Source organism: Candidatus Poribacteria bacterium, from assembly GCA_016866785.1.
GTDB lineage: Bacteria > Poribacteria > WGA-4E.
In genome coordinates this window covers 1-12,921 of record VGLH01000116.1, presented here as the reverse complement: position 1 = coordinate 12,921, position 12,921 = coordinate 1, and the positions used below count along the sequence as shown (strand labels likewise).

General features: G+C 66.0%; 11 protein-coding genes and 1 pseudogene. 5 read left to right on the top strand and 7 right to left on the bottom strand.

Annotated elements, in window-relative coordinates:
* The 5 genes and pseudogenes from FJZ36_14765 to FJZ36_14745 all read left to right on the top strand — a co-directional run.
* A partial coding sequence (locus FJZ36_14765) for a hypothetical protein (GenBank protein ID MBM3216165.1) occupies positions 1 to 439 on the top strand: 439 nt, incomplete at its 5' end.
* Positions 436 to 1,461: an S-methyl-5-thioribose-1-phosphate isomerase gene (gene mtnA / locus FJZ36_14760; GenBank protein ID MBM3216164.1), complete on the top strand. Its 1,026-nt coding sequence runs from the start codon at positions 436 to 438 to the stop codon at positions 1,459 to 1,461. The genes FJZ36_14765 and mtnA, both read left to right, overlap by 4 nt.
* 47 nt (positions 1,462 to 1,508) lie before the next feature.
* A complete protein-coding gene (locus FJZ36_14755) occupies positions 1,509 to 2,072 on the top strand; it encodes a bifunctional nuclease family protein (GenBank protein ID MBM3216163.1) in 564 nt (187 codons plus the stop codon).
* Between the two features lie 36 nt (positions 2,073 to 2,108).
* Positions 2,109 to 3,104, top strand: a complete 996-nt coding sequence (locus FJZ36_14750; GenBank protein MBM3216162.1) for a saccharopine dehydrogenase-like oxidoreductase — start codon at positions 2,109 to 2,111, stop codon at positions 3,102 to 3,104.
* A 229-nt stretch (positions 3,105 to 3,333) separates the two neighbouring features.
* Positions 3,334 to 3,603 (top strand): annotated as a pseudogene (locus tag FJZ36_14745) (hypothetical protein).
* 2,148 nt (positions 3,604 to 5,751) lie between these two features.
* Here FJZ36_14745 and FJZ36_14740 read toward each other — a convergent pair.
* The 7 genes from FJZ36_14740 to FJZ36_14710 all read right to left on the bottom strand — a co-directional run bounded on the left by FJZ36_14740 (position 5,752) and on the right by FJZ36_14710 (position 11,920).
* Positions 5,752 to 6,066 (bottom strand): hypothetical protein, encoded by a 315-nt coding sequence (locus tag FJZ36_14740; protein MBM3216161.1) that lies wholly within the window; start codon positions 6,064 to 6,066, stop codon positions 5,752 to 5,754.
* A gap of 88 nt (positions 6,067 to 6,154) precedes the next feature.
* Positions 6,155 to 8,086, bottom strand: coding sequence for a hypothetical protein (locus tag FJZ36_14735; GenBank protein ID MBM3216160.1), 1,932 nt, complete (start codon positions 8,084 to 8,086; stop codon positions 6,155 to 6,157).
* Positions 8,087 to 8,143: 57 nt separating this feature from the next.
* Entirely contained in the window at positions 8,144 to 8,950 is an 807-nt protein-coding gene (locus FJZ36_14730) for a hypothetical protein (GenBank protein MBM3216159.1), read from the bottom strand.
* 228 nt (positions 8,951 to 9,178) lie between these two features.
* The gene (locus FJZ36_14725) at positions 9,179 to 9,724 is read right to left on the bottom strand and encodes a flavin reductase family protein (GenBank protein MBM3216158.1); all 546 of its coding nucleotides are present in this window, start codon (positions 9,722 to 9,724) and stop codon (positions 9,179 to 9,181) included.
* A gap of 51 nt (positions 9,725 to 9,775) precedes the next feature.
* Positions 9,776 to 10,300: a DUF4976 domain-containing protein gene (locus FJZ36_14720; protein ID MBM3216157.1), complete on the bottom strand. Its 525-nt coding sequence runs from the start codon at positions 10,298 to 10,300 to the stop codon at positions 9,776 to 9,778.
* A complete protein-coding gene (locus FJZ36_14715; GenBank protein MBM3216156.1) occupies positions 10,249 to 11,136 on the bottom strand; it encodes a formylglycine-generating enzyme family protein in 888 nt (295 codons plus the stop codon). Before FJZ36_14715 ends, FJZ36_14720 begins: the two co-directional genes overlap by 52 nt.
* 178 nt (positions 11,137 to 11,314) lie before the next feature.
* Complete coding sequence (locus tag FJZ36_14710) at positions 11,315 to 11,920, bottom strand: hypothetical protein (protein ID MBM3216155.1); 606 nt, start codon at positions 11,918 to 11,920, stop codon at positions 11,315 to 11,317.
* Positions 11,921 to 12,921 lie beyond the last annotated feature (1,001 nt).

The following is a 12,921-nucleotide window of genomic DNA, read 5'->3' as shown; positions in this document are numbered from 1 at the left end:
GTACGGATGGGTTCCCGAGACGCTCTCCCCGGCGGGTAAGCGCCTCGACGCGATGGTCCTGGTGCGCAAGCCCACGTGGGCGGGCAACATCTGCGAAGTGCGCCCCATCGGAGCCCTCAAGCGGCGGGATCGAGACCACAAGATCGTCTGCGTCCTCCTCAGCGAGGCGCGCTTCGAGGCGGTGCGTGACCTGACCGACCTCGACGATGCCACGCTGCGGCGCATGGCGCAGTTCTTCGAGCCCTTCTTCCCCCTCCAGGGCTGGCTCAATCGCGTCGAGACGACCGCCCTCCTCAAGGAAGCCCACGAGCACTATCGACAGAAGGCGAGACTCCGTCAGATACCCGACTTCCTCGACTCCGGGGACGACGAGGACTTCCCGGACGAGTTCGACAGCGACGACGACGACGAGATCGTCGACGACGAAGGCAACGCATGAGCGCCGGGTTCCGCACCGTCCAATGGCGCGACGGGGCCGTACGGCTGCTCGATCAGACTCGCCTGCCCGGCGAGGTCGTCTACAAGGACTGCCGGACTGTCGATGAGGTGTGGGAGGCGATTCGCTCGTTGCGCGTCCGGGGCGCGCCCGCCATCGGCATCGCGGCGGCGTACGGTGTTCTGTGCGGCATCGACGGCGACGGTTCCACGGCGGAGCTCATTCGCCAAGCCGACGCCGCAGCCGACCACCTCGCGACATCCCGACCGACGGCGGTCAACCTCTTCTGGGCGCTGGAACGCATGCGCCGCGTCGCTCACGAGAACGCGCGGCTGGAGCCCGACGCCTTCCGCGCGCGGATGCTCCGCGAAGCCGACGCCATCCTCACCGAGGACGACGCCCTCTGTCACGCCATCGGCGAACACGGCGCGACCCTCGTCCGAGACGGCGACGGCATCCTGACCCACTGCAACGCCGGCGGACTCGCCACGAGCGGCTACGGAACCGCACTCGCCGTGATCTTCTCGGCGCACGCGCAGAGCAAGCGCATCTCCGTCTATGCCGACGAAACGCGCCCCCTGCTCCAGGGAGCCCGGCTGACGACCTGGGAGCTGCTCCGCGCCGGGGTTCCCACGACGCTCATTTGCGACAACACGGCGGCGCAGGTCCTCCGCGAGGGGCGGATCCAACTCGTCGTCGTTGGAGCCGACCGGATCGCCGCCAACGGAGACGCCGCGAACAAGATCGGAACCTACGGCGTCGCCCTGCTCGCGAAGGCGCACGGCGTCCCGTTCTACGTCGCCGCGCCGACGTCGACGCTCGACCTCTCGCTGGAACACGGCGGGCTCATCCCCATCGAGGAGCGCGCCGCCGAGGAGGTCACCGAAGGCTTCGGACGCCGCACCGCTCCCGAAGGCGTCAACGTCTACTCACCCGCGTTCGACGTAACGCCCGCCGAACATATCACGGGGATCATCACGGAGCGTGGTATCCACCGACCGCCCTACCGGGATAGCCTGGCATAGCCGATCCGCCTATCCGTCCCCGCCGCGGATCGTGGAGGAGGTAGCCGATGAACCGAGGACTGACACGCCGTGACTTCGTGCGGTTCTCCGCGCTGGGTGTCGTGGGCGTCGGGTGCTCCGCCGTTGCGCCGCCGACCGCCGCTGTTCGCATCAACCTGGACGACGCGATCGACGCGGAACTGGTTCCCGTCCGCGTCGCGGATGTCGTCGAATCGAAGCGGGACGACTACGGGATCATCGTGCTGCTGGACGACGACGAACGCTATCTGCCCATCTGGGTGGGGCGGTTCGAGGCGCAGTCGATCCGGGTCGGGCTCAACGGCATCTCGACGCCGCGCCCGATGACCTACGATTTCATCCGCAACCTGTTGGAAGCGACCGGAGCCGTGCCCGTGCGCGTCACGATCACGCAGCTTCGGGAGTTGACGTTCTACGCGAACCTGGAGGTCGAACGCGCCGGCACGCGCCAGTCGCTCGACTGCCGACCCAGCGACGCGATCGCCGTCGCCGTGCGGACGAGCACGCCGATCTACGTCGAGAAGGGCGTCATGGAATCACAGTCCGTGCCGCGCGAGGCTCTGGAACGGCTCGAACCGCCCTTGTGGGCGTAGTGTGAGGGCAATCAGTGAGAGGAAACGACGAGGCCTATGGAACCGAATCGCCATCTGCGCGTTGCCGTGCTGGGAGCCGGCGGGCTGGGACAAGCCGCCGTGCGCATGCTCGCCACGAAGTCGGAGATGACGCTCGTCGCCATCGCCGACAGCAAGGGCTTCGCCTTCGACGCACGCGGCTTGGACGCCGATGCGGTGATCCACGCGAGTGAGACGTCGGGAACCGTCGCGGCGACGCCGCGCGTCGGGTTCCTCTCGAACGACGCCATCGGAGACGTCATCGCGCGGAGCGGGAGCATCGACGGCGTGTTCCTCGCTCTGCCGAATCTGCCGAACGAGTTCATCCCGAATGTCGTCGAGCGGTTCGCGAAGCAGGGCTACCGAGGCGTCATGGTGGACGCGCTCAAGCGGACGCGCGCCGTCGAGCTCCTCATGAAGCTGGACAACCTACTGAAGCACGCGGAGATCACGTACGTCGTGGGAGCCGGGGCGACACCGGGGCTCCTGACGGCGGCGGCGAACCTGGCGGCGCAGTCCTACGCCGAAATCGAGTCCGTCGAGGTCGTCTTCGGCGTCGGCATCTCCAACTGGGAGGGCTACCGCGCGACGATCCGCGAGGACATCGCCCACCTTCCGGGCTTCGACATCGAACGCGCGTCGCTGATGCCCGACGCAGAGGTCGCCGCCGAGCTCGACCGGCGGAACGGCGTGCTGGAGCTCGTCGATATGGAGCACGCCGACGACATCATCCTGGAGCTCGCCGGGGTCGTCGAGCGGGACCGCGTCACCGTCGGCGGGATCGTCGATACGCGCAACCCGAAGAAGCCCATCAGCACGAACGTGCGGATCACGGGCGTGACGTTCGAAGGCAAGCGGAGCAGCCACGTCTTCACACTGGGCGACGAGACGTCGATGGCGGCGAACGTCTGCGGGCCCGTGTTCGGCTACATGAAGGCGGGAGCCTGGCTCCATGGGCTGAGCGCGTACGGGATTCTGTCGTCGGCGAACGTCATGCCGCAGTTCGTGCGGTAGCCGTCCTTCCGCGCAACGTCGAGATGCGGTGTAGCAGTCGGGCCCTCAACCCGACCTTCTCCCTGAAGGGAGAAGGGGTTCGTCGGGTTCCTCTCCCTTCAGGGAGAGGTTCGATGAGGGCTCGGACGTACCCCAACTCCGTCGCGGTGCCCTGTCGCGATTCCCATCTTTCCGCTCTACTTGTCCCGATCCTGAACTGAACGCCTCGGCATTTGCCGGAGGTCTATCGATGCTCGATCTCACCAAGACACTGATCGCCGGACTCGCCATCGGATTCATCGCGGCAGCGAACTCTCCGTCCGTCGCTGCAACGGCGGATGAGGAGTTCGTCGGTCCCTTCCCGAGCTGGCGCAACCTCAAGACGCACTACGGAGCTGTCGGCGACGGCGTCGCGGACGATACCGCCGCCATCCAGAAGGCATTGACCGACCTCATCAAGCACGAGGGCTTCTCCGTCCTCTACGTCCCGTCCGGCACGTACCGTCTGACGGACACCGTGAGCACGGTTCGGAAGGCGCATACGGACTGCCAAGGCGTCTCGATCATCGGCGAGCACCCGGATACGACGGTTCTCGTCTGGGATGGAGCCGAAGACGGGACGATGTTCCGATGGGACGCGTGGTACTCCAAGATTTCGCGCCTCTCGTTCGACGGCAAGGGCAAGGCGGGCGTCGGACTCGAATACGGGCCCGCGTTTTCGACCTACAACGAGACGAGCTACCTGACCTTCCGCGATCTGACGACGGGACTCCTGTTCGGGGGACCCGAAACGAACGGCCAGGCGGAGAACGAAGTCCTCGGCTGTCGGTTCTACCGCTGCGGAACCGGTATCGCGACCGTCAACTGGAACTCGATGGACATCTGGGTCTGGCACAGCCGGTTCGAGGATTGCGGGCGCGGCATCCACAACGTCATGGGCAACTGGCACGCGTGGGAGAACGTGTTCCTGCGCTCGCGCATCGCCGACGTGAGCATCGTCAACCTGATGGCGTTCTCGGTGGTGAACAACGTCAGCGTCGGGTCGCGCTGCTTCCTCGACTTCTCGTCGGGACACACGTGGGGATCGCCGACGAGCATCACCGGCAACCGGATCATCGAGCCGACGGGCGAGTGGGCGATGCTGCTCGACAACGCGGGACCCTACCTCGTCGTGGACAACTCCTTCCGACTGACCGGCGACACCCGCGCGATCCGCATGACCTGGGCGAACCAGACGCTCGTCGGGAACCGCTACACGCGCGAGGATGCCGTCGAGGAGCGCGGGCAGTTCCGGCGGATCGCCGAGCAGGTCGTCCCGGCTGAGGCGATTCCGGCTGACGTGCCCGCTCCGCTGCCGGTTCCTCCGCGTCGGGAACGGACGGTTGTCGAGGTCTCGCCGGGCGCGGACGCTGGGGCGATCCAGTTCGTCATCGACACGCTCGCCAAGACGTCCAAGCTGGTCGGGGAACGCCCCGTGCTCCATCTGCCGATGGGGAGCTACCGGATCGACAAGACGCTGGTCATCCCAGCGGGGAGCGACCTGCAGCTCGTCGGCGACGGCGGCGGCGAAATCGCGACGCGGCTCGAATGGACGGGCGAGCCCGGCGGCGCGCTCCTAAAGATCGAGGGCCCCAGCCGCGCGACCGTGCGCGACCTCGCCATCTTCGCCCCGAAGGCGCAGGGCTTGCTCCTGACCGGCGTCGATCAGGAGGGCGGACGGGTCTTCGCGGATCAGCTCAACGTGTCGGGCCCCAACGAGCAGAGCGCGACGGCGTCGGCGCTCAGCGTGAGGGGTCTCGACAAGACGGACGTGCTCCTGCGTTCGCTTCAGGGCAACGGGAACGGCGGCGCGTGGGTGCGCGTCGCGGGAGGAGCGAACGCGGCGGCGGCGGCGAACCAGGTGTCCGCGTTCACCGGCGCGACGGGAACGGCGAACGGGCAGTACGCCGTGTCGAACGGCGGTCGGCTCGTCGTACGCGGGGTCTACCACGAGCGGAGCGCGGCATCGTTGACGGGGCTCCTCCTCAACGACAGCGGAGTTCTCAGCATCGACGCGACGCGGTTCTCCTACGCGACGTCCGAGACGGCTCCGACGATCCTCGTCGACGGCTTCCGCGGGCTGTTCACGCTGGCGACGTGCATGCTCCTGCCTGTCGAGACGAACGAGACGTGCCGATTCGAGCTCCGAGGCGACGGCAGCGCGGCGAGCGTCCTGGCGCTGAACAACCAGTTCTGGGTGCACAAGCCGCCCGTCACCAGCGACACCGTGTGGCGGAACCGCGCGGAACCGCCCGCGCGAGGCGGGATGATCGGATCGAACATCAACACGTCGAACAAGGAAGTGTCGCCGAAGGGGTTCGAGTTCCTGGAGGACATCGGCGACGATCCCGATCCGGCGCGGGCGCGGTACGGGTCGTCGCCCTTGCAGGATCGGGGCGTCGTGGACGATGCGACGGTTCTTCGCCATCTGGAGCCGCTGCGTCAGGCGCGGGTGTGGCTCCCCGGCGACCGCGCGGTTCCCGAAGGCGCGACGGACGTGCGGCTCTACCGTGTCATGGTCGGCGGCGGGGCGGAGGCGGGGGTAGAGTTCCGCGACTGACGGCGAAAGACGACAGGGGCGAACCTGGGATCCGCCCCTGCGCGATGCGTGGTTCACTGACGAGACGAGCTAGCTCATGTACTTCTTGACGGCTGCCTCGATGGCGGGCATGGCGGCTCCCAGCTCATCGGGCAGGAACGCCGGATGCACCGTGAGATTCGCATTGCAGCGGAGGAAGAGCGGCTCCGCGATTGCCGGCAGCTCGGCGGCGCTGTTGACGTTGACGAGCATGTGCAACGCGCGATTCCCGTTGTGCAGGGCGAAGAACGCCATCTCTGGCTTCACGTCGCCGAGGTAGGTCTGCATCATCTGTCCGAACGAACCGTCGCTGATCGCCGCGTTGCCCTTGTCGATGTCGAACTCCGCGATGACGAGTAGACGCACGAGGGAACCTCCCTGCTTGCTTCGCTCCCTCACCGGAAGGAGCAGAACGGCGTCATCCTAGCCCCTCGATCCGCTGCGTGCAAGACGGCTACCCGACGAAGAACCCGTAGACGCGTTTCCCCAGCGCGTTCCCGACGAGGCTCCAGGCGCTCCCCACGAGAAACTGACCCAGCACCAGCCCCATGAAGAACGGCGCGAAACGGCGATACTGCCCGATCCCGCCGGTTCTCAGGAACAGCAGCTTCAGCGCCCAGCTCAGAAGTACCGAGAACCACATCCAGCTCATCGTCCACGAACCCGCGACCGCCAGACCGACCGGATGGAACGGGAACCACAGGTAGCGATGCCGCATCGCCAGCAAGCCGACGGTCAAGCCGAACCCCTGCGCGATCTGCTGAATGATGTCGGCGTTCATCCCTTCCGGGTGGAGCATCCAGCGCTCCAGCCGCGCGTAGGCTTCTTGGGCGAGGTATTGCGAGTAGCCCGTCACCCGCGCCGCGCTCCCGAACCGGTACATGATCGGCAGGACGATGAAGTAGGTGGAGAGCGTCCCCACCAGCGCCGCCAGCATGAGCGCCCACGAGAGCGACCGCCGTGACAAGCCCGCCGGTTCCGCCAGCTTCATCGCCTCCAACTGATGCGGACTCGGATGGCAGCGGTAGTCCCGCGTGATCCAGTAGTAGAGCGAGAACCCCGCCAGACCCGACGGGCCCACGGGCCGCGTTCCGAACGTCGCGACGATGAGACGCTCGGGGCCGCCGTAGTAGAGATCGTGCGTCGGGGGACCCAGCTCCGCCCGCATGCGCGACAGCGACACGACGATGACGTAGTACGCCGCGAAGAACCCGAACGACGCCCACAGCGGAACCCCCGAGCGCCACATGAAGCCGACGACCGCCAGCGTTCCCAGCGCCAGTCCGAGCGTCGCAGTGCGCGGGCTCATCGGTTCCTCGGGAGCCTTCTTGCCCGTCCAGCCGTCGCGAAAGATGCGCCGGATGTCGTAACGCGCCTTCCACAGCGCGAAGAGCCCCAGTCCCAGCCACGCCCCCAGCGATTGGTCCGCCAGGTAGTAGCCCGACGACGCCCGCAGCCCGATCGCGACGCGGATGACCTCCGTCGCCTTCCAGTAGAGGTAGAAGAACCACGTCGAGAACGAGAGATCGAGCGGCATGAAGTAGGCGAGACCCATCGCGAAGGGATAGATGCGCACCGGCAGCCAAGAGATGCCGTTCCAGGGCCTCTGCGTCAAGAGCGGCGCGACCTCCCATCGGAACCGGTAGTCGGGCATGACCGGGAAGAGCTCCGCGAAGCCGTGCCACAGGTCGAGGCTCCCCGCCAGCGCGAACCCCCACCACATCAGCGGGTTCCGGAACAGGTGGGACTGCTCCATGCGGATCATTTCGAGCGGCAACTGCGCGATGGGGTAGCTGAGCTTTTCGTGTTCCGTCCACTGCCGCCGCACGAGCGCGTTCAGGCAGAGGAACACGAAGTAGAGAACTAGGATGAACCCCAGCCAGATCGCCAGCGGCGGGAGCCATGCCCGCACGATGTCCGCATCCCAGAACGACTTCTCGCCGACGTAATAGCCGCGGATCACGTCGACCTTGGACACGATGAGCCACTCGGGCAGGTAGCCGTGGAAGAGCGACGACCAGTCGTTTTCCGGCGTGGCGAACCAGTGGGCGTAGTTCATCAGCGGAAAGAGGATTTGGAGCATGTCGTGGCCATACAGCGACGTCGCGATCGCCAGCATCGCGTAGACGACGAGCAGTTCCGCGCTGCTGAACGCCCAGGCGGGCTTCCATCGGCGCAGCGCGAGGTTCACCAGGCAGAGCGCGAAGAGCGTGAAGACGACGTTGAAGAAGAGGGAGAGAACCGTTGCGTGGACGGTGGGCCAAACGATCTCGGAGAGGGTGACCCACCAGCAGTTGAGGGGGATCAGCCCGGTTCCGACAAGAACCGAGCGCGCGGTGATTCCGCGCCGTGGAGCAGGCGGGCTGTGCTTCGCTTCCACGTGCACGGCGCTGACACCCCCGACGTTGCGCGATGGACGGCGCACGCACTGCCGGGGTTCATGCTAGGGGGGTTGCGTCGTGGCGTCAAGCGATGCCCGCTGCCTCCAGACTGCCACGGCCGATCTGAATCTGCCCACATGGGCGGAGAGTAGCTCCCGGCCATATGCGGCATCGTGGAGCGCGCGCTCGAACCGAAACCAAGACTGCGCGACATTCGCGCCGAGGTACCAGAGACCCTGGTTCGCCATCTCGGGCTGGCTGAACGTTGTTGCGATCCAGGCAGCAATCTCCTCGTCACCGAGGCCGTCTTCTGAACGGAGCAAAGACACGCCGCGTCGTACCCATATGTCCACCGGCTGTAGAAGGTGTCTCTCGCAGAGAGGCATTAGCTCGAAATGGACACACGTATCGCGAAGGAAGAGCGCAGCAATCTTGGGTCCAATGCCACGGATCCTCATGAGCTCCCGTGACATGACGCCAATCCCGTCGGCAGCGATTGCGTCCCGAACCGACCGAACCAGGTTAGCGCCGCCTATAACGCATGCGACGCATTGGCAGGATCCGCCTTCTTCGTGGAAAAGCGGATTGTGCCTCTCGTTGAGCTTCTGGCCGGGTAGCAGCGAGGCAAACTGCCGCCATACAGCAGCCGATGTCGGCCGGTGACCACAACGCATCACGGCTTCGCTGGCGGCATGCGCGTACGACGGGTTACGGCCCTGATGTTCGTACCCATAGTGCTCGAGGAACAGGGCTAGCGCGTGCCCGTTGTCCTGGAGGCAGTTCGGGTACCGAGACCATGCCGGCCTCAGATGCACCTCGCGGTACAGGATTCCCGCGGCTTCGACAAGGTCTACGACCGACCCATCCATGCGCACATCTCCATTGGCCACGTGCGGCTCAGCCTGCGTGCCTGCCTTTCCTCCGTCATTCCCGCGTAAGCGGAAGTCCAGACTCTGGTGGTCTGTCAGGCTGATCTCTCGTGGTTCGTGTCTTCCCCCTCACCCCGACCCTCTCCCACGAGGGGAGAGGGCGTTCCGGTTCCTTCTCCCCTTGTGGGAGAAGGTTTAGGATGAGGGGTAGGAGCAACGGAGAGAGCGCTACAACCGCATACCCCCGACCCGACGCGCGAAGTCGTCCACGCCGTACACGGCGAGGACCTCGCCGTAGTAGACCCGGTGGAAGTCCCCCTGCGAGTAGAACTGACCCTGGATCGCCTCGGTCAGCGTCCCGGGGTCGAGATCGTGCTTGTGGACGACCTGGCACTCGTAGTGCAGCAGGCACTCCTCGATGACCGGGCTGCACACGTGGCGCGACGGCGTCGCCGTCAGCCCGCTCCCTTCGAACTTGTCCTCGGCTCGACCGGACACCGTGCCGCAGTAGTGAACCGCCTCCTCCATGCTCCGATCCGGCACGTTCACCGTGAAGTCGCCCACCTCCTCGATGAGCGGGTAGGTGAACCGCGACGGACGCACCAGCACGGTCAGGATCGGACGCGCCCAGACGATTCCGAGCGTCGCCCACCCGATCGTCATGACGTTCGGCACGCCCTTGGAGTCCGACGACGCCAACAGCATTCCGGGGCTTCGGAGGATCTCCAGCGACTCGCGCCAGACCTCCGCGATGGCGAAATCGCGCTTCTCCACGACAGACTTCTCCTCGAACTCCCCGTGCCGCTCATGCCACCCCGTGAACCGTTACCACACGACCGGATCGTCCACTCTCGCCCGCCACGTCCGAAGCTCGTCGCGCAGACGCGCGAGCGCCCCGCGTTCCGCCGGATCGTCGGCGAGGTTCCGCATCTCCAGCGGGTCCGCGTCCAGATCGAAGAGCTGCGTCGTGCGGACGCCCTCGACGCAGTACTCGATCAGCTTGTGCCGCCGATCCCGCACCATCCGCTGACCCCGCGAGTACGCCGAGAAGATCGTCTCCCGCCCGTCGAACGGCTCTCCGCGCAGGTAAAAGGCTTTTGCCCTCGTTGCCGTCTGGGACGTCGATGTCGGCGAGCTCGCAGAGCGTCGGGAACAGATCGGACGTGTAGCAGAGCGCGTCATCCGCTGCCGGCTCCGCCATCCCGGAAAGTGCCGCGCAGAATGCGCACGAGAGGACTGTATGAATAGGGATGCTGTGCCGCCCGTTTTCGTCTCCAGAGTCCAGAGATACCAGAGAATCAGAGAGGGGCGAACAACCCAACTCGAAACCCGGTGAAAGAGTTGCGCCATTTGTTCGGGGGGGCGTCGTGGCCGAACGACGAGGCGGTGCCGAACTGGCCGTCGCTGAACGACCCTCCCCGCAGCGTCCTAGATTCGTCTGTTGCATCGACTACCGTATCGTAGGGGGAGTTCCATTTGTTGAGGCACCACTCTTCCACGTTCCCGCACATGTCCAGCGCGCCGCAGACCGCCGCTCCATCCGGATACGACCCTACAGGCATTGTCCGCCCAACACGTGCGTCCCATGTGTTCGCGCGGCCTCCTTGCCATTCGCCCCATGGGTACGCCCTCTTCTGAGCTCCTCCCTGAGCCGCCCATTGCCACTCCCACTCCGTCGGCAGTCGCACTTCCCATTCGACCCCGTTCACGCGCAAGCCGCCCGCCGACACATCCGCGTTCTTCGCCTTCAAGCGGGCGTTCAGCCAACGCGTGTAAGCGACGGCCTGGTACCACGAGATGCTCTCGCGTGGAGTATCGGGCTGGTCGTTGCGCTGATCCAGCAACGCGAGTTGGGGCGGTATTTGCGCCGACGGCATGCCGCGCCACCATTCCGGGTTGTTGAACCCATCGGCGGATCGCACGAAGGCGTCGTACTGAGTATTCGTGAGCTCGGTCTTGGCGATATAGAACGGCTCCACGTCGAACGTCGCGCCGTTGCTGAGGGTGATGCCGCCGCCGGGCGTCACCGGCAGGAAGACGATGCCTTCGGACTCGAAAGACGCCAAGCCATCGGCGTTCTCAATGTCCGACAGATCGACGTCGTCTTTGTTTCCTCCACAGGACACCATCAATGGTGCGAGCAGGCCCAGAGCCATCAGTGCGGTGACAACCAGCTGGCGTTTCACTGCTCTGCCCTCCTACCTAAGAGCGCCGGAGATCGTGCTATGTGGTGTGCCGCGCGGCAGAATCCGTACAGCAGCGGCAGTCGGCTCCCGACGGCGCACCGATGAACGACTCCGTGATCGCGTGGATTGACGCGTCGAACTACCTCCTGAAGTTCCGAGCTCGAAACAGTAACGGCGACTACAAGACAGGCGCCGTGGGATTATCGTAGCGGCGTTTCGCTTGCGGAGACGACCGAGACGTGTTCGCCACATAGAGGAAGAAAGGGGCGTCGTCCCGATAGCTCCGCAGGAACCGAACCGCCGCGTCGGTGAAGAGCTCGACGGAGTGCTTGTCCCCGATCCGCTCGGCGCTCTTGGGGTACTGCCCGGTCGGATCGAAGTCATAGACCGGCACGCGGCAGTGGTCGGACATCCCGCCGAAGAAGACTTCGGCTCCGCCGGTGAAGCTCCGGGCGTAGGTCGGGGCGCGGTTGTGCCACTTGCCGACGCCGTAGGTCATGTATCCCGACTCGCGCAGAAGCTGTGGTAGCAGGGGAACGTCGTCCGGCAGCGGGTCCGTCGCGCAGAAGAGCGTCCTTCCCGTCAGGAGCATCGCCCGCGTCGGGATGCACACAGCTCCGACCATCGAGCCCATGACGTGCGCGTGGGTGAACGCGGTTCCCCGCGCCGCCAGCGAATCGAACGCGGGCGTGTGGACGGCGTCGTTGCCCAGGGCGCGGATCGTGTCGAACCGCTGATCGTCGGCGATGAGGAACACGAAGTTGGGGCAGGAACCGCGCGGCATGGGGTCACTCCTGAGCCGCGAGGAACAGAACCGCGTCCCCGGCGACGGGAGCCTGGAACTCGCGTCGGGCTCCGCCGGAGACGCTTCCCGCCGCCTCCGACGCGCCCGTGATCGGATGGATCCACTCGACTGCCCACGCGCCTTCGACGCTGGCGAGGTCGAGCGCGACGCTCCCGCCCGGAGCCCACGCGGCGATCCCGCTGGGTCCAGCGAGGCAGAAGCCGCTCGTGGACAGGTCGGGAGAGGGCGTCATCCCGTCGAGTCGGAGACGCCGTGCAAGCCGCAGCGTTGCGCCCATCGCGAGCCGGATGGAGTCGTCCGAGCGGAATCCCTGCGTGTCGAACGGGTCCATGTAGATGGGGTTCATGCCGGCAAGGAAGCTCTTCCACACCCATGCGGCGTTCCCGCCGATGCCCCACAGATGATCCGTGTCGTTGATGATGACCTTGGAGCCGTCGGCGGCTGGCGGAGCCTCGCGATAGCCGCCTTCGGGATTCGGCGAGACCCAGTCCGCCGGGCTGGCGAACAGCGCCGCGTTGCTCCCGCCGGAATACTGGAACGTCATCCCGACGGGATGCTGGTAGGGTCTGGACGCTTCGCACTCCTTGACGAAGCGGATCACGTGGTACTGCCAGTCCGTCGAGTAGGGCCCCGCCTCGTTGGTGATCTCGTAGAGGACGTTGTCGTACTCGTTGACGGCTTCGACGACGCGCCGGACGTACGCCTCCTGGACCCGCGTGATGGCGGGAACCTCGAGCGTGTGGACTTCGGTTCCGCGCCCGTCGGCGTTCGGGTCGCCGTCGATGCCGTTGACGTTGTTCGCCGGGTGGAAAGGATGCCCGTCCCAGCGCCAGGGCGGCGTCGACTGCTGGACGCCGTGACCCTCGAAGAGCATGACGGCGACGTAGATACCGCGCTCACGGGCTGCGGCGACGCGCGCGCGAAGCCGCTCGAAGTAGGCATCGTCCAGCCGCGTCAGGTCAAACTTCGGCTTGCCGTCG